Origin of the sequence: Fibrobacter sp. UWR3 (genome assembly GCF_900143055.1) — a bacterium.
Lineage (GTDB): Bacteria > Fibrobacterota > Fibrobacteria > Fibrobacterales > Fibrobacteraceae > Fibrobacter.
In genome coordinates, this window is the sequence record NZ_FRCW01000003.1 from 77162 (window position 1) to 102184 (window position 25023).

Below are 25023 nucleotides of genomic sequence, written 5' to 3' on the forward strand. Positions count from 1 at the left end.
TCGCGCATACGCTCAGCGTATGCAATTTAGATGCAGGGAGTTAAAAGCAAATCCTTCGGCTAACTGTTCAAGTTAATTGAATCTCAGGAGGAGTGCGATTTCGAACTGCAGGATCTGGCGCAGGTGCGGGGTCTCGTCGTCGAGTTTCTCGTGAATCTGCCTGTACTCGATGTAGCTGCTCATCGACGCCATCTTGTTGAACTGGTAGCTTGCACTCGGGCGAATGAACCACTCGTGCGTACGTGAAGGCACCGTGCGGTCAGTCAGTTTCAGTTCGGGGTTATATGCGGTCGGGTTGTCCGTCATGTTGTACGCCGAGAGGTCTTCAGAATCAAACTTCCATTCCCTAAACACGCCGTCCGTACCGCTCTCCTTGTTCCACATGTTGTAATCCTTGTTTGCAGGCGTGTATTCCTTACGGATGGTCTTGTTGTAGTCGTAGCCCGCAGTGAGTTTCAGGTCCACGTTGTTGTCGAGCTTGAAGTACCATTTCCACAGCTGGAACCCGCGCTTTAGCTTGAGCGGGTACGAAATCGTGAAGTCATCGCCGATATTGAACGCAAAGTCGTTGTAAAGCGCCGTGTATATCCAGGGCGTATTCCAGAAGTAGTCCGTAGTGTCGGCGATGTTGCCAAGCGAGTCGGGCCAGCACGGGAGCCCGATAACCTCTTCCTTCGGGCGCCTATCCGTAGTCTCTATCTTCATGCGCACGCTGTTCTCAATCTTCAGGTTGTTCTGCAACAGGAACGTAGCACGCACCAACGGGTTGAAGTTAATCTGGTACGACCAGGAATCTTCCGCGCTCTGGAAGGGCTTCACGCTCGTTGTCTTCGTGAAATCGAACCTGTGGATTGTGCTCACGCTCTTGAAAGTATTCAGGAACGATACGCGCTGGGCAAAGTTCGGGATTGTCACACCCACGCCAATCTTGGGCCACACCGTTGTGGTGTCGATATACAGCGGGTATTCACGGGACTGCGCGAAATCTTCCTTCCACTGCAGGTCACCCGTAAGGCCAATATCCCAGATGGGGAGCGTGATGCCCGTACCTATCTGGAAACTGCGCGATACCGCATGGCGGAAGTTGCCCTGGTAAACAAGCGTATCGACATCCCTGTTGCGGTACTGCCCGAACTTCTCGAAATCTCCGCGGGATGTTAGCCCCATATCGCCCGAGACGATGTTCCAGAGCCCGCGATTGCGGTAGCCGTTGCCGATACCGAGACCGTAGAGGTAGTACTGGAAGGGAGTCACGCCCTGCTGCTCGTACAGTTGCGCCAGCGTGAAGTTTTCGCCCAGCGTGTTGGTACTCGCAGTCCAGTTGAACCGTATTTCACGCCACTTGATTTTTTCCACCGCGCTCACGGCCTTCGATTCCTTGCCGAAGAGTTTCAGGAAGTCGACAATCTTGAAGGTCGGGCTGAACTCGAAGCGGTTCGTCTGCGATATGGTCCAGTAGTTCTTCTCGAGATTGTTCTGGTCCATAAAGTCAAAGTTGTCGGGAATGGTCTTCTGCTGGTTAAAGTCAGAGGTGTACCCCATGTTGAACGGCAAGAATGAAATCAGTCGCGGGTTAAAGTTTATCTTGAACTGCTGCGTGCGGGAACGTTCGTTCCTCAATATGCCATAGGACTTGCCGTACTCGCGGGTACCCACGCTATCCACCTTGTAGAACGTGGTGGAGTCGTAGCGGATTTCGTAGGAATCCGGGTTAGACATGTCGATTGCCATCGGCTTGCCGTTCGCATCCATCTTCGCGATAGTATCGGTCGGGATAATCACGAGACTGTCGCGGGAAACATACACCTTCCTGTCGGTATGGTCGTAGTCAAACACGTAGCCGCTCGCAAAGAGCCCGCCCTCGTCGGGGCTGAAGAAGTTTTCCTTCACGAACCCTTCGCGGTCACCGCCACCGTACATGTCGCGCTTGATGTTCAGGGAGTAGCTCGTAGACAGGAACGAAAGGATGTTCCAGCGCATGTTCAGCTTGTGGTTCAAGTCCGCCGTGTAGGTCACCACCTTGTCCACCTGCGGTTCCACGTAGTCGGGGTCGCGCACCTGGTTCACATAGCGCACGTAGTTGAAGTCGAACAATGTCACATCGAACGTCTGCGGCCACGGTTCGAATTCCGTCTTCGCGAGAGCCTTCAGGAAGCTGTTTTCGGACTTGGCGAGGGATTCGAACGGCTTGAACTTGAAGAGGCTGAACGTACCCAGCTTGTACTCGAGCACCGTGTGGTAAGAATACGTGGAATCCGATGCGGTCGTCGCGCGGCCCTCGGACTGCCGGTAAGAATAGCTCGCCGCCGGGCGTTCCAGGAATATCTGCGAAAGCGCCTCGCCCACCTTGGAATCGGCCGCCTTGTAACTCTTGCTATAGCTGATGCTGAAGTTCTTTTCGCGGGTGTAGGACTGGTAGCCCTTCGACTGAGCGTCGTCACGGAGTTCCTGTTCCTTCTTGTCCTTCGTCACGGCGAGCTCGTTCTGGAACATGTCCTTCGTGAGTTCGCCAAAGCTGCTACGGTCCAGCGTCAAATCATCGGAAGGTTTCATGTAGGGGCGCTTGGTCGTGCTCCTGTAACCGAAGCTCATCGGGATATGGAACCCGAGACTATCGGCAAGGAACTTGTTCAGGCTAAGCGTAATATCGCCCGAAACATCGAGCTGCGATGCGGCCTGAGAAAGCTTGGGCTTCGGAGAACCGCCCGAAGTAGAAAGTGTCGCGAAGGCTCCGTCCTGGTAGCGCACCGCACCCGAAACAGAAAGGAAGTCAGCGAAGTTCACCTGCGCAGATGTACGGGCCGCATAGCCCCATTCGGTATCCATGTCCGAAAGGCGCAGGTCGTCAATCCAGAAGGTTCCCTCGAGATCTTCCGCCGAAGCGTTCGAATCCGCGATAATCACGAAGCGCATCCAGTCGACGCTCGTCACGGCAGGGTTACCCACCAGCCTGAGCCGTTCTTCGCGGTCGCCACCAAGTTCCTTCACGACGGGTTCCACGAACGGCGGGCGGCGTCCCTGCTTCAAATCCGAGAAGTCGGAAACATTCATCGCGAAGGCGTTCGCAAGCCAGTTCTGCTCGTGGCAATCCTGCTCGCGTTCGCACGAAGTGCTATCGTACATTACCGGACGGAAGCTCCATTCATAGTAATCGCTCGAGCCCTCAAGCGAGCCGGAACCGAACTGCAGCGCGAAACGCACCGGAGCCTTCGACGTCTTCGCCTTCGTCACGTAATGGATTTCCATCTTGAGCGACTTGTACGACGACAGGTCCTTCTTGTCGGTCTCGAATATGCGCGTCACGCCCACTTCCTGGCCGGGGTTCATGTTCTGGTAGTCAAGTACCAGCGCAGTTTCCTTCAGGGGGGCATTCGTCTCGGAATCGCGTTCCGTCTTGGTGTTCGGGCTCTTGAAATACGTATTCGCGTTTTCGCGGCTATTGATGGTAGAAACCTTCACGTAGGTGGTATCGGTCGTACCCACCGATTCCGAAACGGAAGTTTCAATTCCGTTCACGCTAACAATCTGCGAGTTCTCGTTAGAAGACGTCTTGTAGAAGTCGGCAACCGTCGTTTCTTCCCAGGCATTCCCCACCACGGCAAGGCTCACCACCTGCACCTTCGCTTCGGCAACACCCGGATTCAGCCGGCCCATCCAGAGCCTCGTATACAGCGACTGCGCAAGGATAGACTTGTAGTCGCTCCCTGTCGACGAGACAAGCGTGTCGTACTGGTTCAGCGGAATGCGCCACTTGCGCCAGCCGTTGCGGAGCACCTCGAAGTTCGCCGCGTTCGTATCGGAAAGGTCGATGCGGTAACGCACGAAGTTGATGTCGGTATCGAGCGAGCCGTTCTTGTTGATGTCCTCGGTATCGTAGGTGCGTTCACCGGCATTGTTCTCGGTACCGTTGATAATCCTCGGCGGGTCGCTGTCGTCGTCCAGGTCGTCGTCAAAGTTATCGAGCGCAATATCGGTCGTCGGGCCGGAGTTCGTCGAATTCCTCACCGAGGAGATACACCCGGCAATGCGACAATCCCAGACCTGGCGTTCTTCCTCGTCGCCCGTCTTGCCGTCCAGGCCCCTGTCATGGAGCGCAGTCGTCGAGCCCAGGTCATTTTCACCATCGTACTCGCCGTTCGGGGCAAAGCCGTTTATGGAAATATCTTCGCTTACCTGGCCCAAATCGAGGAACAGCGAACCCACGTTACCGCGCGCCACCACCTCGATATACTTCATCTCGCTCAGGTCCTGGTAGTAGGCGCTGTTCGGGCGCATGATGCCGCCCCAGGAGTTGCCCACCAGGTTATCGTTTGCACGGAGAGTCATCTTGAGGACGGTCAGGTGCTGGTTATCTACATCGGAGTTGCCGACATTCGGGTAGATGTACTTGTACAGTTCCGTATTGTTGCTATGCCAAATGAATTCACCCTGATGCTTGTAATCCAGGTTCTCAATGTAAGTCGAAAGGCTCGAATCCGTTCCGCCCGGAGGCGAAGCCTGGTACCACGAAAGCCTCGACAGCGGGTAAGTGAGGCCGTTTGTCGTCGTCTCGAAATCTTCCACGAGAGCCTCGACATCGTCACTCGTGTTCGCATTGTGCCTGCTCGCCGCAAATTCGGCCTCAAACCGCCAGCTGGACTTTGCGTCCGTGTTTATTCCCGGAATTTTGTTCACGAGGTCGGTCAGGGCCTGCACCGTATCTTGCAAGCGGAGGTTCATGCCCCACAGCACGCTGGAGAACGGTTCGTTACCGAGCGTCGGGGTCTTCGCCGTAGTGCTCTGGCTCTTGTAGAGCGCGGTAACGCCAAAGAGCGAACCCGTTCCGAACCCGTAGCGTTCCAGCGGGAGTTCCGCGCGGGCGCCAAGCAACAGCTTGTTGTCTATCTCGAACAGCGGTTCACATTCGAAGGTGACCTTGATTTCCTTGTTCGGGTCGAGGGCGCGCTCGCTCAAAAGCTCAATCTGGCCGAGCTCGTAGTTCACCTCGTAGTCCGTCCCGCGGGTAAGCACGGTAGAACCCGCAGTAAGCTTTTCCGTGCCCGGTGAAATGTCCATACAGCTGGAGCCGCTCACGGAGTAGCTCGAGTTCGGGTCGCGCACGCTAATCGTGGAACTGCGGCGTTTGCCCACCGATTCAAAGTAGAACTGGCTCGTGTAGCGGCTCAGGTTGTAGACCGGGAGCGAGTAAAGCTGCGCCACCACGTTCGTAGAATCCAGGTTGCGCAAGGGTTCCAAGCAGTTCGCACGCGCGCGCTCCGTAGCGTTCGGGCCGGAATATTCCGAGAGCGGCTTACACGGGAGCCACATCTCGCCGGTGTAGTTGCCGCTCGCATCCTTCTTGAAAATCGTAGCATCGCTCACGAGGGGCGTACCCGTCGTCGTATCCGCGACGCCGAGCGTCTTGAGGAACGTTCCCGCCACGCCCGACTTGTTCTTCATGCGGAGCACAAAATTCGAAGCGCTCGCATCCGTAATGCCAATAGCGTACACGTTTCGGAGCATGAGTTTCCCGATGTCCGTAAGTTCGGCAAGTTCCGCATCCCACTGGATAAGCACGATTTTAGCCCCATGGCTCATGGTCGTACCCGTACGCCCGGTGCCGTCGTTACTCCACAGGGCGGCAAGAAGCGTAGAGCGGGTCACGCCGTTCACCTTCACGATACCCGTCTTGGGGTCGTAGGAGTACTCGCTCGCCGGGATTTCCACCATGCGTTCGACAGTCTTCTCGATAGGCTTGCCACTAGGCGTCGTGTACAATACCTTGACATCGCGCCACACGTCGTTCTTGTTATTGAGGGCACTCCTCTTGAACAGCTTGAGGCCCGTTGCCGGGTAACTCGACGTGGTGCGGCCCGCAATGGCTGCGTTCACGTACTTGTCACGGGCATCGTGGTTCAAGAAGTAGTAGCGGTAAGACACGAACTGCTTGTCGAGCACCTGGAATTCGGTCGTCGTCTCCGAGGCATTGATGGTGTATTCCTCCTGGCTGCCGCCATCCTGCGACGCGATGGTCGTAAGCCGCCAGTCACCCAGTTTCCAGTCCGCCTTGATACCGAACAGGCCCTGGTGGTTCTCGGAATAACCCGTAAGTTCCGTACCCGAAAGCGACAAGGACGTAGTACCCGCTTCCACGCGCTGCAGTATGTAGTCCTCGAACTCGTCCTTGAACGATTCCTCGTACACCACGCGCACCTGGTTCTGTACGCCGAGCCCGCTTTCCACGTTGTTGATTTCGACCGTCACGTAAGGGCCAATCTTGCCCTTCACCATGAAGCTCGGTTCGTAATCGAGCGAAGGCGAAGGCCAGAGGCTCGTCTTGGTACTGCCTTCAGCATCGTCAATCTCGCCATAGCCCTTCAGGCGCACGTTCATGGTACCCTGGAGCATCAGCTTGGGCTTGTCGAACCCGAAGGTCTTCATCCACGCGGGCATGTTCACCGGAATCGTGATGTCAAACATCGAGCCCGTCTCGGGCGCCTCGTACCCGCCATCGCGCTGGCCGATAAGGCTATTGAGCCACAGGTTCTTGCGGCCCACGTCGTACATGTCTGCCACGTAGTCGGTAAGTTCGGGGTAGTGCGCCGTCCAGAGCGTAGTCGTATCTCGCGACACGCTGTTCACTCGCTTCTCGCTCACGTCGAGCTCGCGGGTCGCCATATTGATTTCGTGGTCGAACACCTGGCCCTTCGTTTCCTTCATCAGGCGGGGCGATGCGCCCACGCCCCCGAACGGAAGCAGGCTATTCAGCGGGTTCGAAGATGCCGGCAGCGGGAAGTACTGGAGGGTCGGCTGCCACTCGGTCTCTGCCGGGTCAGGGGCCTCTTCCGCCTCTGCATTTTCGGGTTCGCCCGCAGACGCGGAAACGCTCACGGAAGAATCTTCCTGAGACCAAGCGATGCCGAATGCCGTAAGGCACAGGGCCAGAAAACCCGAGCGGGTTCTATGTAAGAACCTTTTCAAAAGCAACAATCACAAAATACAGAATTCAGCCGAGCCAAATTCAGTTAAAAAGTGAATTTTCTGCCAAATTAGCAATTTTTCACTTTGCAATTTCAAAGTTGCAAAAAATTAAGGATTAAAAGTCATGCGGGAGGGGCCCCAGCTCAGAGTGGACGTCTACTCCCCAAAGAGGATAACTCAACTAAGCCACTAAAGTGGCAAGTTTCGTATAGGCGTCCGTGGCTGCACTCGGTCATGTCGGCCTGCAAGCAGTCCGCCGCGACACTCGCTTGCTCACTACTGCGAAGGCCTTGGGGGCATAAGAAGCAAAAGGGAGATCCCCGCCTTCGCGGGGATGACAGCTGAGAACGCAAAAAAAAGAAAATCCTCGGAGGGCCGAGGATTTCCTAAGAGTTGTTGTCTAGCGACTAGATGAACATCTCGATGCCGCCGCGGCACTTTTCCCAAGAGCGGTTCTTCTTGCACAGGAGATCCATCATCTTGTCGTAAGTGGCGGTGTTCGCGAAGCCCTTCCACAGGCGGCGTTCCACGGATTCGCCGCTATCCTTGTCGATAGTGGTGATCGTGTCGTAGTAGGCCGGATTGTCCTTGAACTCGTTGATGAGAATGCCCTTCAGGTCTTCGGTGTAGATCTTCGAAGCGTACCTGAGGATAGACTCGTTGAAGTTGAGTTCGTTGTCGACAAGCCATTCGAAATCCTGAATCGGGTCGCCGTACACAAGCCAGTGCTTGAGCGCGAGAGCCACCACCAGGTCCTTCACGGCGCTACGGAAGATGAACTTGTCTTCCAGGCGGCCATTCCAGGTAATCTTGGTCAGCGGGTTATCGTCGTTGGCCTCGATAGACACGCCCTTGCCCGGGGTAACCTTGCGGATCTTAATCGGGAGGCGGCTAAGGATCTGCCATGCCTTCGTGAAGGCGATAGTCTTGCGGACGAAATCCTTTTCCTTGTCCGGGGCGACACGCACGAACGCACCGAAGCAGCGCTGGTAAAGCGTTTCCTTGTCGAAGATGCAGTCGCTACTGCGGCATTCGCTGAGCTTGCCATCCATCATGAACAGGGTCTTTGCAAGTTCGGGGCGCATGCGGACTTCGAGCTTACGGGTACGTGCCTTGAGGCGCACGCCATCCTTGTAAACGTAGGTGAAGCCTTCTTCCTGGTAGCGCTGCCATATGAAGAACTGCAGGTCGTCTGCGGCGCGCAGGTGGTAGCTGAACACCGGGTTCTGGCGGTTGTTGGCCATGGTCACCTGGTTCAGGAAGTTGTCGGCACCGGGGTACGGCACCACGACCTTCACGAGCACCTGCGGGTTCACGGGCTTCTTGCTCTTCTTCGCGTAGGTTTCGTAGGTGAACAGGGACTGGGCACCGTTAATGATTTTCGGGCGCTCAATGACGAGCACCTTCTTGCCGTCGCGTTCCTTGGCGCGCAGGTCATCACCCGTGAGGGTCATACCGTTGTGCAGGAACGGGAAGTCGTCGATATTCACGTTCTCGTCGTCGTTACGTTCCATAGTCTGGAAGGCGTCGATGAGGGCCGCGTTCGTGTGCGTGAGGTTACCGAGGTAGGTACGGATATTGCTCGAGACGATGGCCATGTTGTGCTTTGTCTTGAGGCGCTTGCCGAGGGCTACGTGGTAATCGAAAATCGTGCGGATGGGGCAGAAACCGAGGAAAAGTTCGCCATGGTCGCTCGTGAGGTGGAGCGGTTCGGATTCCATCACAATTTCAAGTTTGTCGTCGGCGCTGCGGAGGTCGCGGGTAAGGTCGTCGTGCTCGGCGATAATCTCGAGCTTGGCCTTCACCTCGTTCTTCCAGATACCGAGCTTGCGGCGCATATCCTTGAGGGTGCGTTCCAGTTCAGAGTCGGTGAGGTCGCGGCTCGCCTTGGTGCGGAGCACCGTAATCTGGAGCGTTTCCATGTACGGGCGGCTTGCCGGAGTATCTTCGTCTTCCTCCTCGTCGCCGTCAGAAATCTTCTTCACGTCCCACGGGTCTGCCTCTTCACGCAGGGAGAGGAAGAACGGGTTTGTGGGGTCGCTTGTGCGGAAAACGGCAATCTGGAGCAGTTTGAGGTCGGAATTCAGGTGCGCGACAACCTTCTCGAGCGGGGTATCCTCGTCCAGGAATATGAAGAACTCCATGAAGCCCTGAGAATACTGGAAGCCGTGGAAACAGCCGTTTTCGTCCAGGTTCAGGTGCCGGAGAGCCTTTATTCGGTCGTTGGGATCGTTAGGGTTCAAGCTTAGGAGGCTAGCGACAAATGCCAGACGGCGTTCCTGCGATTTTGTTAGTTCCATTTTTTCCTCAACTATTATACCGGCGGCATACCATATAAAAACATTACATAATATGCCAGTATCGTAATTCGCACACTAAAAATAGTTTCAAAACTACAATTTGAGTAAAAAAATAACAAATCTTTTGTAAAAACACCACTACAAACGTCAAAAAATAGTGAACAAATGTACAGAAAATCGTTTTTTTTCTTTTTTTTCGGTGCCGCTTCCGCAAAATCGGGTAAAAATACTATGATTTAGGGGAGAGAAACTATCGACAAGGAGTGACGTATGAATCTGCTTGATATTATTGCCAAGGCAAAGGCCGAGAAGGCCAAATCGCTCGACCTGTCCCAGAAGGAGCTCAGGCTCCTCCCGCCCGAGCTTTTCGAAATCGACTCCCTCGAAGAACTGAACCTCGACCGCAACAAGCTGGTCGAAATACCCGACGAAATCGGGAAACTCAAGAACCTGAAGAGCCTCTCGGTGAGCGAGAACGACCTGATGGAACTCCCCGAGACCATCGGCGAGCTCAAGAACCTGAACCACCTCTACCTGGGCTACAACAGCCTGTCCGAACTGCCGGCTAGCGTCGGGAACCTCGTGAACCTGAATACGGTGAACATCGCGAAGAACCAGCTCCTGGACCTCCCGAAAGAGATTGGCAAGTGGACAAAGGTCACCAAGCTCAGCCTCCACGACAACATGCTTTCCGATATTCCCGCGACCATCGGCGACATGAAGAGCCTCGTGAAGCTCTACCTCGACAACAACGAACTCGCCTCCATCCCGGCATCCCTCGAGAAGCTTGCGAACCTCGAGATTCTCATGGTTTCGGGCAACAGCCTGAGCAGCGTGCCCTCCGAACTCGGAAACCTCAAGAAGCTCCGCGAACTCGTGCTCGACGCGAACCAGCTGTCGACGCTCCCCGAATCGCTCAGCCAGTGCGACAAGCTCGAGACCATCTCCGTCGTGGAAAACCCGATGGAAGAAGGCGTACCGCACGCACTCCTGAACAAGAAGGGCCTGAAGGTAGATCAGTAGCGCCCGGGGCGCAATGTGGAGTGAGGAGTGTGAAATGAGAAATTACACGTCCTGCATTACACATAAAAAGAGTATCCACAGATGTATTGTCCTTGCATGTGTACTGTCTGCACTAGCGTTCCTTGCTGCGTGCAGCGACTTTTTGTCGCCTGTAGAGAGCATTCCTGCGCCAAGCGAGTACGAATACAACTACTGGCTGTTGCAAAAGACCTACCTCTACGGGGAAGAACTGGCGGCGATACCCGAAGAGGGCGATTCCGTGCAGGCGCTCTTCAGTGTGCTTACCGACAGGTACACCCGCTATACGGAACCTTCGCACAGCGAGGCAGTCATTGAGTCGCGCAACACGAGCATCATCACCGGCGACATCGGTGTGGAGTTCTTGCGCGACGTGAGCCTCGAGCATCCGCTGTTCATCAACCGCGTGTATCCCGAAAGCCCCGCCGACCGTGCGGGCGTCCCCAGGTACGGCAACGTATTCTCGATAAACGGGGTCGAACTTACCGGCGACGACGCCTACTCCACCTACAGGAACGTTTTCAACGATACCGCGGACATCTCGCTTGTCATTGAACACGACGGCAGCGTCAAGACCTACGACATGAAGCGCGAGACCATCTACGCCCCGACGGTATTCGTGGACACGGTCGGCGGACATGCGGTCATCAACATCCGCGAGTTCAAGCCCGACACGTACGACCGCGAAAACGGCACCTACGGGGAACTCAAGAAATACCTGGAATCCTCTACGGGCGACAAGTCACCGCGCATTCTCGACCTCCGGAACAACCCCGGCGGGCACGTGGACCAGTGCATCCGCATGGCAGACCTGTTCGTAAGGCAGGGGACGCTTTCTTCCCGGAAATGGTACGCGTTCTCGCCCGACGGGAAGCGCACCGAGTACAACACGAAAAACGACGCCACCGCGGGCGACCCCGGAGAAGGCGGGAAGTTCGTGTTGCTCGCCAATAACGGGAGCGCATCGTGCGCGGAGATTTTTGCAGCCGCGGTCACCGAACTCGAAGATATCCCGCTCGTGGGCATTACCACCTACGGCAAGGGAATCGGGCAATCGTCCTGGAGCACGCCCGCAGGGGGGCTTGCCACCATAACGACGCTCGAGTTCTTGACCCCGAAGGGGAATTCGTACCACAAGAAGGGGCTCGTGCCCCAGTACCGCTGTGAAGGCGGCGCGAGCATCGCGTGTGCCATCGAGGCGGCGGAGGTTCACTTCGGCGGGGTCCCGAAAAAGACCGGCTATGCGCCCGCAAAGGCGGCAGGCTCCATGTCTAGAAATGTTGTCAACGAACCGGAAATCATCGTGCCCGAAAGGCCCCGATACGAGATTCCCGGCGGCGCACTTGTCGAAAATTTTGTAGTTTGGTAAAGAAAAAACTTCAGCAAGCAAAGCTAGCCTCGCGCATACGTAAACGTATGCGATAAAAAGGGAGAAGGTATGAAATTCACGCATCTGTTTATAGCTGGACTTAGTGCAGCGGCATTGCTGTTCCAGGCCTGCACGACATCCGCTTCTGACGAAGAAATTCTATCGCCTTACATGGACGAGGAATCCTTTAGCCGTCTACCCAAGGCCCAGCAGGAATTACTCTTCACGAATTTCTTTCTCCAGGCGATGTACGTCAATGCCGAAACGGAAGTCAAGGACGTCAACAAGTACCTCGATGAAGGCGCAAAGAATGGATTTACCGAGGACGACTACGAATTCCCTGACGTATCGTACATGTACTCGACCCTGAGCGACAACTTCACGAACTACTTCAGCCCGTATATCGCAGAAAGGATTCTCAAGCAGTTGGTCTATTCCGAAGCGACGGCGGGCATCGGCGCGGACTTCCAGGAAATTATCGAGACCAACTGCACAACGGACGGCTTATGCACCAATTCTGGCACGCTCGTATTCAAGCACGTGTATAAGAACGGCCCTGCAGACAAGGCGGGCGTGCTGAAGGGAGACACTCTGCTTACGATTGACGGAACGGGACCCCGCAACGAGCAACACTTCAGGAGGCTCGAAGCCGTATTCGATGCCGGAGAAACCGTCCCCTTCGCCATCAAGCGTGGCGAGGACACCCTCAATATTTCAATCACGTTCGACCAATACTTTTCCCCCACAGTCTTTGTCGACATGGTCGACTCCATCCCGGTAATTACCGTCACCGAATTTACGGACACGACCGTACTTGTCACCGGCACGTACGGAGAATTCCTCGACGCCCTGGAAGAAACTGCCGGCGCGAAATCCACCATCATCGACCTTCGCGGAAACCCGGGCGGCACCGTGGAGCACTGCGTCAACATGGCGGCAGAAATGCTCCCCAAGAACGACACCATCATCACGATTATCAGCCACACCATTGACTCCCTCACCGAGGAGCCCTATATCGACACGACAACCTATATTACCGAAGAGGACGGTATCGGAGCCGAGCGCTACTACGTGATTCTCGCAGACAGCAATAGCGCCAGCTGTGCGGAACTCATGACCGCAGGCGTCGTGAGCAACACGAAATCACCCGTAGTGGGGCAAACCACCTACGGCAAGGCCATCGGGCAGTCGTACCTGGAAACCATCGCGGGCGGCCTCACCGGCATTACCAGCATGAGGCTCCTGGACAAGAACTGGGGAACCTACCAGAAGTACGGAATTGTCCCGGATTTCGAAGAAGGTGATGCCGACAAGGCGATGCAGAAGGCGGTTGAGCTCGCGAAGGAGGGCACGGCACAGCGTACGCAGGGCTACGGCACCGTCGACAAGGGACACTTCACGCTCGCGAAGAAGCACAGCAACAAGGAACTCGACCGCGGGTTGTTCAGGATAATCCGCAGGTAGTTTTTTTAGACTAGGGAGGGCGAGCCCTCCCTAAGACCCTCCCGACACTTAATAATTCGTTTCGTTCTAGTCACAAGATTATGGTAAGCACGAATTATTTACGTGCGCACCTGCGGTGCAAATAAAAACACCTCCGCATTGAGCGGAGGTGTTTTTACTGATTTTCTAAACCGCCTTATTCAGCCTTCGGGGCTTCGGCGGGCTTGGCCTCTGCCTTCGGGGCTTCAGCAGGCTTGGCTTCGGCCTTCGGGGCAACGGGCTTTGCAGCCTTCACAGCCTTGGCGGGCTTGGCAGCAGGTTCAGCCTTCGGGGCTTCCGGAGCCTTGGTGTCGATGAGTTCCATTTCGAACACGAGCAGGCTGTAGCCCGGAATCTGAGGAGGACGGCCGTACGGGCCATAAGCGAGGTCGAACGGAATCCATGCGGTAACCTTCTCGCCCACCTTCATGAGCTTGAGCATTTCGGTCCAGCCCGGAATCACGGCGTTAATCGGGAATTCGAGCGGCTGGCCACGGTCGATGGAGCTATCGAACTTGGTTCCGTCGAGGAGCGTTCCGGTGTAGTGCACCTTGACCACGTCGGAATCACCCGGAGTAGCGCCCGTACCTTCGGTAAGCACCTTGTACTGGAGGCCCGAAGCAGTCGTCACAACGCCTTCGGCAGTCTTGTTCGTCTCAAGGAAGGCGGCGCCTTCGCTCTTGCGCTTTTCAGAAGCGATGCTGTCCTTCTTCTGAGCTTCAAGCTGCTTCTGCTGCTGGATGTTCATGAGGGTAGCAAACACGGTGGAATCGTTCATCAGGTACTTGCTGGAATCCTGGTTGAAACGGTCCTTGAAAGCCTGGATAAAGAGGTCAAGATCCAGTTCGATGGAATCGCGGGCCACGAGCTGGGCGTACACCTGGTTGGCAAAGTGCGCACCGAAGGCGTAGCTGGTCGTATCCTTCTGGGTAACCAGGGAGGTCTTGGCCGGAGCACTCTTGCTCGGGCACAGCTGGTCACAGCCGGTCATGAGCATGGCGAGAGCGCCAGCGGCAATAATCAATTTTGTTTTCATAGTGTCCTCTTTTGAGTTTATTTTAGACGCTATTTAAAATAGCAAATCAAACGTGATTTTTCTCACATAAAAGTATTTTTTACACTTTCTTTTCGTATATTTTGCCGTATAGTTCTTTTTTACCCCATTCAAGGAATTTTTATGTGCGGAATTGTCGGATACATCGGTCAAAGCGAAGCGTTACCCATCCTGGTCGGCGGGCTCAAGAAGCTCGAGTACCGCGGCTACGATAGCTCGGGCATCGCTGTCATCGAGAACGGCAGCATCCACGTGGTGAAGGCTTCGGGCAAGATTAGCGCACTCGAAGACAAGCTGAAAACGCAGAAAGTTACCGGAAAGACCGGCATCGCGCACACCCGCTGGGCCACCCACGGCGCCCCCACCGTCGAAAACGCCCACCCGCACACAAGCTACGACGGGAAAATTTCGATTGTCCACAACGGCATCATCGAGAACTACGCAAGCCTCAAGGCAAAACTCATTTCGGAAGGCATCAAGTTCCAGTCCGAAACCGATACCGAAGTCCTAGCACACCTCATCGCCCGCTTCTACAAGGGCGACCTGAAGGCGGCCGTGCTCAAGGCGCTCGACAAGGTGGAAGGCACGTTCGGCCTTGCCGTCATCTGCAGCGAGGAACCGGGCACGCTCATCGGGGCACGCCGCGGCAGCCCGCTCATCCTCGGCATCGGGAGCAATTCCGACTTTTTCCTCGCGAGTGACGTCTCTGCAATCATCAACCACACGCAGAAGGTTGTCTACCTCGACGATAACGACATCGTGCAGATTACGGGCAACAACTACTCCATCGTGAACATGAACAGCCACGAGGTGCAGCGCGAAGTCAAGGACGTGGAATTCGACGCGGACGCCGTCGCGAAGGGCGGGTTCGCGCACTTCATGCTCAAGGAAATCTTCGAGCAGCCCGAAGTGTTGCGCAACACCATGCGCGGGCGCCTGCTCAGCGCAGAAGGCAACGCGAAACTCGCGGGCCTCGACACGAACATCAAGGAACTGAGAAACATCAACCGCATTATCATTACCGCATGCGGCACAAGCTACTACGCGGGCATGGTCGGCGAATACATGATCGAAGACCTGGCGGGCGTCCCGGTGGAAGTCGAGTACGCCTCCGAGTTCCGGTACCGCAACCCCATCATCAAGCCGGGCACGCTCGTGCTCGCCATCAGCCAGTCCGGCGAAACGGCCGACACGCTTGCGGCCCTCAAGGAGGCTCAGCAGAAGGGTGCGACCGCGCTCGCGATATGCAACGGCGTGGGCTCCACCATCGCCCGCACGAGCGACGGCGGCGTATACCTGCACGCGGGTCCCGAAATTGGCGTGGCTAGCACCAAGGCGTTCACAAGCCAGGTGACCGTGCTCGCCATGATCGCCCTCTTGCTCGGGCGCCAGCGCAGGCTCAGTTTCGAAAGCGGCGCGGACATCGTGAAGGCCATGCAGGAACTCCCCACTCTCGTGGAACAGACCTTGCAACTTTCGGACCAGATTGCAGGCATTGCGCAGAAGTACGCGAAGGCGAACAACTTCCTGTACCTGGGCCGCCACTTCAACTACCCCGTGGCCATGGAAGGCGCGCTGAAACTCAAGGAAATCAGCTACATTCATGCCGAAGGCTACCCCGCCGCCGAAATGAAGCACGGCCCCATCGCCCTTATCGACGAGAACATGCCGGTGGTCGTGATTGCCCCGAAGGATGCATTGTTCGACAAGGTCATCAGCAACGTGCGCGAAATCAAGGCACGTGGCGGCCGCGTCATTGCAGTCACCACCGAAGACTGCAAGCCGCTCGACGAGTTTGCGGACCACCTCATCAAGGTGCCGAAGACTATCCCGATGCTCATGCCTATCGTGACATGCGTCCCGCTGCAGCTCCTCGCCTACCACATCGCCGTACTCCGCGGAAACGACGTGGACCAGCCGCGCAACCTCGCGAAGAGCGTGACGGTGGAATAAAGTCCATCGGACAGTTTAATAAAAAAAATTAGCGGCTCCCGGAAGGGAGCCGTTTGCGTTTTTTTGAGACTACTGCTAGGCTCGTCAATTCTTGAGACAACGAACAGAAAAACTGTTATACCTGTAATTGTTGTAATACCTAGCGCTTTCAACTTTTTCAAATAAAATATGGTCTGCATTATAGCGGCCACGCGGGTGAGACGTCCAAAGATAACCGATAGCATCCTTATTGACATAATTTCCACTATTATTTCGCATTCCAGCCATCATAAAATTAAAACCATAGCCGTCCGTACCTCCTTGCGATACAGACCTTAACGTACCCCCCGCAACAGAATAATTTCCAACCGCCTTTATCAATTTTACCATATCTGTTGAATCAGGCAAAATCCAGCCTTCCGGACACACCCCTCGAACAGGGTAAGACAAAGAGCAATCAACCAGATACCCGCATCCAGCGGCACTGTTCGAAAACGCAGCAGAACTATCCATTGCGGCAGCCCATGTATAAAGCCTTCCATATTTGTCACAATTCAATTCCGACTGATCATAGCAGTAACTCTTCGCCGAGCCAACATTATAATCAAAGTTCAAATTCTCCGCCATCCACTCCTGGTCGCCAATCTTAACTGTCTTATAGGTATGACCATCACGTTCATCAGTAAAGGTGCCATATTCACAATCATCGCTATCAGCAGTCTTGCACGGAGACAAAACAGATATCGCAGAAGAAGAACTCGAAGGCTGTTCAGTATCCATTAGGCAACGGACAGAATACCCGTAACGTTTTTCAGCGTAACTCAAATACGGTGCACCGCCATCGTAGAACAAGGACACAATATATGCGTCTTTGTCCTCGAACTCAGTAGAACTCCAAAAGATTGCGGATTTGCCCTCGTTGGAGTAATTGCCACTGCCGTACCTGCCGCCGGCAGGGAGCACCGTAAATTCGAAAGCATCCGTACCATTGCCACTATTATTCCAACCAGAGGCAGACTTAAGAACCTTGCCAGCCGTCGAATTTCCGCCAACAGTCGTGAACAAGGTTTCCCATTCAGTCTTACTAGGCAGGTGCCAGCCACTGGGACATGCTCCCTGAATGTCACCCGATGGCAAGGAGCATTCATTACCATAGCCACATTCACTCTCCGACTTGCCAACCGCCGCGGCCCACTTATAATGCCTTCCGTACTTGGTGCAGTTGGCTTCCTCGTCGTTGTAGCAGAAACTAGAGTCCGTTTTGAAGTTCAGGTTTTGCGCCATCCATACCTGGTCACCAATCTTTACCGTCTTGTAGGTTTGTTCATCACGTTCATCGGTAAACGTACCTAGTTCAACACTGACTTTCCCACTTGAACTGCTATTCACACCAGACTGCGACGAAGAACTCAAAGACTGCCCAGCATCCTTCAGGCAACGCACAGACAAGCCCCTCCCTCGGTTATTAGGGGCGATATAAAGAGGCAAATTATTTACTACGAATCGGAAAGCCTCCTCAGAGGCAAGCCAGAAGGAGCCCTGTTCACCCAAAAGCACATATTCCCCATCCTCATTCCTTGCTCCGCCAGGAAGCGCCGCAAAGGAATACGTATCATATCCTCCGCCATTGCTGTTCCAACCATCCTTTGCCATTAGCGGCTTGCCGGCCTTGCTACTTCCACCAGCAATATTAGCCAATATCACAAATTCATCCTTCGAAGGCAAATGCCACCCCGTAGGGCAACTTTCCATCGCGTCGGCCCAAGTATAAAGGCGACCATATTCAGAACAGTATTTGGCAGAATCGTTATAGCAATAACTATTATCGCTCTTGTAGTTCAGGTTTTGCGCCATCCAGACCTGGTCGCCAATCTTTACCGTCTTGTAGGTTTGGCCGTCGCGGGAGTCGGTCATGGTTCCGGTGGACACACTTGTCTCGCTATCGCTCGACTTCGGTGTGACGCTGGATGACGAACCCTTCGAAGAAGAACTATTCGACGAAATACCGTTCGATGAAGAAGAGCCCTTTCCATCGTCACCTTCACCACCATCGCCCGGTTCATCACCGCCACCGTTTCCATCGCCAGAAACGAGACTTGCATCAAAGTTATCGGCACCCGGATCTGTCGGGTTATCGCGGTCACCCATATCGGAACAACCCCACAAGGAGGCAATCAAGGCAAGCATCACGTAAGCAAGATACTTTTTCATATTCGTCAAGCCTCCTAGAACACAAAGAACACGGTAACGCCTGCGGCAAGGAGACCCGCACCGACACCATAAAATACGTTGCGCAATGTACTAGCCTTTTTCACCTTGTCCCACTGGTCGTCAGCTTCGCTTTCGGATGTAAACGTAGCGTCATCGTACTTTCCGCGTTCGTCTTTCATCACGGAATTCTCGTAGATGCCTATTCCAAAAGCGGCAGCGCCGAGAACGGCAAGTCCTATACCAATAGGCTTCGCGATGCTCATTCCCTTTTCCTTGTTCGCTACATCTGCAGCGGCCTCACTTGCCTGGGCCTGCTTTTCGTCAACATTCGCCTGTGCTGGCTGCTGTTCCTTTTCAGGTTCGGCTTTTTCCTCGGCCACCACGGGCTGGCCAGACTTTACAAGTTCGTGAGTTACCTCTACGTTCGCATTCACCTTCAATTCCGCAGCAACTACGCCACGAAATTCTCCGTCACCGGCCTCGATCTTCGAGCAGAGCGGAACCTCGCCCACAAAGGGAGTCTCGCCAACCTTTGCACCATCGACCCACACAGGGACTTTCTGTTCTGAGCCGTCCTTCACCGCCTTGAGCGTAAGCCATCCCTTGCCACGCTTGAGTTCCTGGTCAAACTTTTCTGTCTTAGCCACAGTTATGCCCACATTGAAAGAAGCAGTCTCGTAACAGGGGTGCGAAATCTGCACGGAATGCGGGCCTGCTGGCAGGTTGTTAATCCCCTTTTTGAAAGCGACATCGTTACGGCTAGTCTTGCCATCAATTGTCACGACAATCGGGCTTCCGTCACCCAGATACTCATCGTACTTCGGGTCTACATTCAGTTGCCCAAAGTTCGGTTCGAGGTTCATCATCAACGCCATCTCGGCACCCTCGACCATCAGCAGGGAATCCTTGTCCTGGTAGTCATCGCGGGCGGCTAGAACACGGTGTTCTCCCTCGGGGATATTCACAGTACAGGGGGTACTCATGCACTTTGTGGGCCTGCCGTCAATTGCGATGGACGCACCCATCGGAACACTCTGTATCTTGAGGGCGACCATCTGCGGGCCGGCAGAGATTCCCGAAGCAAATGCAGGCTGCGCATAGGCGTTGCCACGCGCCTTCATAAACAGGGGCTTGGCCTGCTTGCGGATTTCAACCTCAAGTTTCTCGATGTCAGAACTCTTCGCCGTAAAGGACCCCATGAGCTTATTGCCCGCAGTTTCGTACATCTCGACCGTGATGGTGAGGTTCGAACCAAAGCGCCCCACACGGCCCTGCGCAATGTAGTCGGCAGCAATGTTCTTCCCCGTCTCTACAAGGCAACTGCCCTCGCATTCCTCGATTCCCTTGCCCGGCGGGAGCATCATCTGGATGTTGTCTCGCGTCATGATGGTAAAGTTCATCTCGGCAGGGAGAGCCTTCACCGCCTCGGAACGGAGTACGTCGGTCAAGTACTGCTTTTCTTCGAGCGAAAGCACGTCTTTCGGTGCCATCGTCTCGAGAACGGCAACGTATGTTGCCGATGCCGGAATCGCAAGCAGCGCAAACACCGCTATACATTTCTTCAGAGTTTCAAAAACCTTCATGGATCCGTCCCTTTGCACCCTATGGCAAAAAAAGGCCACAGGTACCTGTTTGAAAATATACGTTTTCATTATTCTACGGTCAATAGGGAATGCGCCACACAAAGAAAAAAGCCCTTCCACGTCTAAATTATTACTACATTTCGTGAATAATGACCGAAATCGAGGAACAGGAAGACTACGAAGTCCGCATAGGTTCGTTCAACGGGCCCATGGACCTGCTCGTATACCTTGTCCAGAAGAAGGAAATGTCGCTGGACCAGATCCCGATTGCAGAAATCGCGGACGACTTCCTCGCATGGGTCAACAAGATTGGGGTGACCGACCTCTCGAAGGCGGGCGACTTCTTGTACATGGCGAGCCGTCTGATGGCCCTCAAGGTGCAGGAACTGCTCCCGGCAGAAGAACGCGACCCGGAACTTGTCGAGGAATACAACGCCGACCGCGAAAAGCTCATGCAGGAGATGCTCGAGTACCAGCGCTACAAGCAGGTCGCGGGCGGGCTCCAGGACATGGAAGGCAAGAACTTCGGCACGTACAGCCGTGGCCGCCTCGAAAAGACGCAGAGCGACGAGGACACGCTCGCCGACGCGAACATCTGGCAGCTTTTCCGCGCGTACCAAAAGAGCCTCAAGACAAAGATTTCGGATACGGTCCACCACATCGAACTCGACTACGTGACCATCCAGGACCGGCAACAGGCGATAAACAACTACCTCTCGGTAAACGGGCGCGCACTCTTCGAGGAACTGCTCGACAACGACAGCCACCCGATTGTAGCCGCAGTGACCTTCATGGCACTCCTCGAGATGATAAAGACCGACGAGGTGGTGTTCCGCCAGAGCGAACTCTTTGGTCCCATCTGGATTTACCGCAAGAAGAACAACCCGGACTATGCCGACGAGATGGCGCGCGAGACCGTGTTCTACTCGAAGGACCCGGACGTGAAACCCGGCCTGGTGGAAGAAATCCGCAACATGGCGCTGGCCCGCTCGCAGGCAGGCAGCGTGGGCGATATCGCCGCCGTAATGAAGGAGGCCGTACTCTGGACGACCCGCGGGCGCGAGGTAACCGAGGAAAACCTGCAGGCCATGCTCGAAGGGCGCGAAGACCTGAGCGAAGTGCAGGAAAACCCGTTCGCCGAAATGATGAAAGAAGATGATGCGGCGGAAAATGCCATGGCTCCGGCAGAAGGCGTTCCGACAGGTAACGAAACTGCGCAGGCCCCTGTTGAAAATACTCCTGCAGATGGTTCGACGGGCTCACCAACCGACGCTCCGGTTGAAAACGTGCCGCCGACAACTGAAACGGTATCGCCGGTTGAAGAAACCGCAAGCGCAGACAAAGTAATTTCTTCACAGTCCGAACCTCCCGCAGAAACGGAAAAGCCGGCGGCTCCTGCAACATCGCAGATGAGCGACGAGGAATTCGAGGCATTCATGAAAAAGGCCCAGGCATTCTACGACACCCAGGCCGAGGAAACCACCTCAAGCGAAAACATCGCCGAAGAATCCGACGATGATGATGACGATTTTCCGTCGCTAGAAGTACATTCCGGCGACGACTAATGCGACTAGGGAGGGTTTCGCACGGGCACCTTCGGTGCAAAAATTTAATCCCAGTTGATGCTCGGGGGCGGGTCCTTCAGGTCCTTGTTCTGCTTGGCCGCCTCGAACTTCTTTTCCAGGAGTTCGGCGCGGTTCTTCTGCGCCTCCTTCGCGGCGGCAAATTTCGCTTCCAAATCAGAACTGCGCGACTTCTGCTCCTTCAAGAAGTCATCGAAGGACTTGACCTCCTTCTTGAACTCCTTGTGGCTCAGCACCTCGCCCGTATCGGCATCCACTACGATTTCGCCCTTGCACATGGGGCATTCGATGGTAAGCGTCCTTACGGCCATAACGCCCCCTAGTCCCTGCGCCCGCCGATGAGACCTGCGCGGTACGCCCAGTAGAGCAGTTGGAGAATCGAACTGACTGCTGCAGCCACGTAGGTCAGGCCTGCGGCAAACAGCACGCCCGAAACCGTATTGTACTCACGACCCGGCGCCACCACGTCCATGCGGGCGAGCGCCTTTTTAGCGCGGCTAGAGGCATCGAATTCCACCGGAACGGTCACCAGCGTAAAGAGCGTCGTTGCGGCAAACAGGAGCACTCCCACGATAGATATCGGCTGGCCTATCGCCTTCCCGAATCCCATGAGCATGATGCCGATAATCACGAGCCACGGCCCGAGATTGTTCCCGATGTTAGCGACCGGCACGATGGCAGAGCGCAACCACATAGGGAAATACCCCTGCGCATGCTGGATGGCGTGCCCCACCTCGTGGGCGGCGACACCCGCGGCACTTGCATTGCGGCCGTTGTATACCTCCGGAGAAAGGTTAAGCGTCTTGTTAAGCGGGTTGTAGTGGTCCGAAAGGAACCCGTGATGCTGCAGCACCTTCACGTCGGTAATGCCTGCATCCATGAGGATTGCCTTCGCCACGTCGGCGCCGGTAAGCCCGCTAGAAATATTCACCTTCTGCCCCGCATTGAAGCGCGACTTGACCATCAGCGAAACACCGCCCGAAAGAGCGAGCGTCACCACGAGAATCATCATGTAAAGCGGATCAAAATACATCTGTGTTTCCTCAATGAAATATTTACACTCTAAATGTATAAAAACAAAGCCGGAAAAGGTAACACCCTGTCCGGCGTATTCGCATTTCATCAAAAAAAAGCAGGCTACATGTCGCCGATGTCAATCTTCGCCTTGTCGCGGGCGCGGGTCAGGACAAGCCCCAAAACCAGGTACACGACCGCCTGGATTGCAAGCTGGTACAACTTGGGCGCAACCTCGTATATATCGGCCCCCATCTGCTCGATGGAGAGCCACGCCGGTATGGCAAAAGTGCTCGGCAGTATGTACGATATCGAGACCATCCACTGGGGCATCAGGTAACTGGGCCAACTGAAATTCGCAAGGAAGAGAATCGGGATGGAAAGGTACAGGAACAGCTGCATGCTGGATTCGCGGCGCAAGAATACCTGCGAGACGACCATGCCCAAATTGATGACCGAAGCAAGGAACACGAGGGAGAACACCATCATGGGCAAAAGTTCACCACGTCGCGGGAAATCGAACAGGTTGTAGATGATGCAGTGATAGAAGAGGATAAACGAGCAGTAGTGCAAAAAATAAGCAAGCGCACGGCCAAAGTAGCGGTATTCGGCAGTCTCGTTCTCGACGGGACTGTCACGGAATTTTTTGCGGAACCGCCTGTGGGCGCGCGAACCGCCCAAGACGCAGATACCGATAATGAGCGACTGTTGCAGAATCACCACGAGCACGCTCGGCACCACGTAGTTGGAATAGCTGCCCGAACTGTTGAACATTGTCTGGATGCTGATGGGAATCGGGTCGCGCATGGCAATCGCCTTCGCGGAAGGCACTTTTTTGCCCAGGGCAATTTGTTTTACTTTGTTTGTAGCACCGACGGTAAGCGCGCATGTCGAGAACGCCGTACCTATGGCACCATGCAGCATCACGTAGGCACCGTGCGTAAAGATGTTCACCGAAACGGGGCGCTTGGCGCGGATGTCCTTCTCCATGTTCTCGGGGATAACCATAAACCCGAATATCTCCTCGCGGGCCATGGCCGCCTCGGCCTCGTTCATTTCGGCATAGATAGACTTGACCTCTATCTGCTGGGCAGCAGATGCCATGCGGATAAGGTCGCGCGACATCGCAGTATTGTCGAGGTCGACAACTGCAACCGGCACCTTCGATACCGTCTGGTATATGTAGGGGGTCGGGTAATAGAACGCATACAGGACCCCTGCCACCACAAGGAGGAGAATTGCGGCAGGGTCCGTGTAGAAGAGCTTCCACTCCGCAAAGGCAACTTTCCAAAGGCGACGAATCACGATACCGCCTCCGTCTTTACATCCATACCAGTGACATCCATGCCGGAGGACTGCCCGCAGGCCGCTTCACGGCGCAGGTGCTGTTTCCAGCGCATCGACATGAGGAGCGCTCCGAGTATATTCCAGAATATCGCCATCCCGATAAGAATTTTTATGGAATCCCAGGCGGGGGCCGTACTCACGTCACCCAAGAGCATCATGGACTGCACCTTGAGTGCGTGTGTGAGCGGGAGAACAAACGCAAAGCAGCGCACGGCAAAGGGCATCGCCATCACCGGGAAGGTCTGGCCCGCAAAGGCGAACGCGGGGCTCCCGATAACGCCCGCCGCACCTGTCGCTATGCGCATCACGCCCACCACGCCTATAAAAACGATCCCTGCACCCGAGCAGGCGCATATCATGAACAACTGCGCGGCAGCAGTCATGACAAATTCATCGAACGTGAGCGGGGCGAGCATCCTGTGGCAATAGGCGTAGCAGCCCATCAGTTCGAGCCAGAGAGCGATGTTCATCGGGAATACACTCGCCACCCACAGGGTAAGGCGCGAACCGCCCGCATAGCGGATCATCTCGGTAACGCGATGGTCACGAAGCGGGAACGAGAGTACATACACGCCCACAATCATCGCCGCGAGGTGGAAAATCGCCGTCACGAGCCCGAGCGCTAAAAACCCCTGGTAGTTGCCCTCCACGTTCCCCACGGAATGGATTTCGGTCTTTACCGGGTCGGCGATTTCGGGCACGAACATCTCGCTACCCACAGAAGAAATTACAGAGCGAATTTCCTTGGTCGCGAACATGTTCGTGAGGTAATTTTGCCCGCTGGAATACACGGGGATCACGGGAGTCTCGAGCCGGAGCGCACGGCGTTCCAGTTCGTTCGGGAGCACCAGGAACCCCTGCAAATCCCCGCGGACTACCGCACGTTCGCATTCATTCATGCTGCCGCATTCAAGCTTCACATCCAGAACGGGGCTCGAACGCAACCGGGCGTTTATCTTGTCCGCAAGCCTGCTGTCGTCTTGCATCACGATGCCTATAGGCACGTGCTGCACAATCTGCGACGTGAACATGCCCATGGTAAACAGCGATACGCCCACGGGCAACACCAGGAGAATCATCCACAACACGATATTGTGGCTGAAATAGATTTTCCTGATGGTATTCAGCAGGCCACTCAAAATCATGG

The 25023-nt window shown here is 55.1% G+C and carries 14 protein-coding genes; 5 read left to right on the forward strand and 9 right to left on the reverse strand.

The annotated features are described in order from the left end of the window. Positions 1–72: 72 nt before the first annotated feature. Entirely contained in the window at positions 73–6966 is a 6894-nt protein-coding gene (gene sprA / locus BUA44_RS04405; protein WP_255370458.1) for a T9SS outer membrane translocon Sov/SprA, read from the reverse strand. Positions 6967–7367: 401 nt separating this feature from the next. Next, a complete protein-coding gene (locus BUA44_RS04410) occupies positions 7368–9260 on the reverse strand; it encodes an AIPR family protein (protein WP_072809038.1) in 1893 nt (630 codons plus the stop codon). Between the two features lie 270 nt (positions 9261–9530). Here BUA44_RS04410 and BUA44_RS04415 point away from each other — a divergent pair, with 270 nt between their 5' ends. From BUA44_RS04415 to BUA44_RS04425, 3 genes are all read left to right on the forward strand, one after another. Next, complete coding sequence (locus BUA44_RS04415) at positions 9531–10283, forward strand: leucine-rich repeat domain-containing protein (protein WP_072809040.1); 753 nt, start codon at positions 9531–9533, stop codon at positions 10281–10283. Between the two features lie 34 nt (positions 10284–10317). Then, complete coding sequence (locus tag BUA44_RS04420) at positions 10318–11670, forward strand: S41 family peptidase (protein WP_178348738.1); 1353 nt, start codon at positions 10318–10320, stop codon at positions 11668–11670. 69 nt (positions 11671–11739) lie between these two features. Continuing rightward, entirely contained in the window at positions 11740–13134 is a 1395-nt protein-coding gene (locus BUA44_RS04425) for a S41 family peptidase (RefSeq protein WP_083579477.1), read from the forward strand. Between the two features lie 175 nt (positions 13135–13309). Here the strand turns inward: BUA44_RS04425 and BUA44_RS04430 are convergent, their stop codons facing one another. Continuing rightward, a complete protein-coding gene (locus BUA44_RS04430) occupies positions 13310–14188 on the reverse strand; it encodes an FKBP-type peptidyl-prolyl cis-trans isomerase (protein WP_083579478.1) in 879 nt (292 codons plus the stop codon). Positions 14189–14329: 141 nt separating this feature from the next. On the opposite strand from BUA44_RS04430, the gene glmS reads away from it, so the two are divergent. Beyond that, positions 14330–16159: a glutamine--fructose-6-phosphate transaminase (isomerizing) gene (gene glmS / locus BUA44_RS04435; protein WP_072809049.1), complete on the forward strand. Its 1830-nt coding sequence runs from the start codon at positions 14330–14332 to the stop codon at positions 16157–16159. 84 nt (positions 16160–16243) lie between these two features. On the opposite strand, the gene BUA44_RS04440 is transcribed toward glmS, so the two are convergent. Continuing rightward, positions 16244–18349 carry an FISUMP domain-containing protein gene (locus BUA44_RS04440; protein ID WP_083579479.1) on the reverse strand — a complete coding sequence of 702 codons (2106 nt, stop codon included), beginning with the start codon at positions 18347–18349 and terminating at the stop codon, positions 16244–16246. A 14-nt stretch (positions 18350–18363) separates the two neighbouring features. Then, the gene (locus tag BUA44_RS04445) at positions 18364–19932 is read right to left on the reverse strand and encodes a PEGA domain-containing protein (RefSeq protein WP_072809054.1); all 1569 of its coding nucleotides are present in this window, start codon (positions 19930–19932) and stop codon (positions 18364–18366) included. Between the two features lie 149 nt (positions 19933–20081). Here BUA44_RS04445 and BUA44_RS04450 point away from each other — a divergent pair, with 149 nt between their 5' ends. Next, positions 20082–21497 carry a segregation/condensation protein A gene (locus BUA44_RS04450; RefSeq protein WP_072809057.1) on the forward strand — a complete coding sequence of 472 codons (1416 nt, stop codon included), beginning with the start codon at positions 20082–20084 and terminating at the stop codon, positions 21495–21497. A gap of 44 nt (positions 21498–21541) precedes the next feature. Here BUA44_RS04450 and BUA44_RS04455 read toward each other — a convergent pair whose 3' ends face one another. From BUA44_RS04455 to BUA44_RS04470, 4 genes are all read right to left on the reverse strand, one after another. Further along, positions 21542–21826, reverse strand: a complete 285-nt coding sequence (locus tag BUA44_RS04455) for a hypothetical protein (RefSeq protein ID WP_072809059.1) — start codon at positions 21824–21826, stop codon at positions 21542–21544. Between the two features lie 8 nt (positions 21827–21834). Next, complete coding sequence (locus BUA44_RS04460) at positions 21835–22548, reverse strand: zinc metallopeptidase (RefSeq protein ID WP_072809061.1); 714 nt, start codon at positions 22546–22548, stop codon at positions 21835–21837. Between the two features lie 104 nt (positions 22549–22652). Continuing rightward, on the reverse strand, positions 22653–23834 hold the full coding sequence (locus BUA44_RS04465) for an ABC transporter permease (protein WP_072809063.1): 1182 nt from the start codon (positions 23832–23834) through the stop codon (positions 22653–22655). After that, the gene (locus tag BUA44_RS04470) at positions 23831–25021 is read right to left on the reverse strand and encodes an ABC transporter permease (RefSeq protein WP_072809065.1); all 1191 of its coding nucleotides are present in this window, start codon (positions 25019–25021) and stop codon (positions 23831–23833) included. The genes BUA44_RS04465 and BUA44_RS04470 overlap by 4 nt, the downstream gene beginning before the upstream one ends. Positions 25022–25023: the final 2 nt, after the last annotated feature.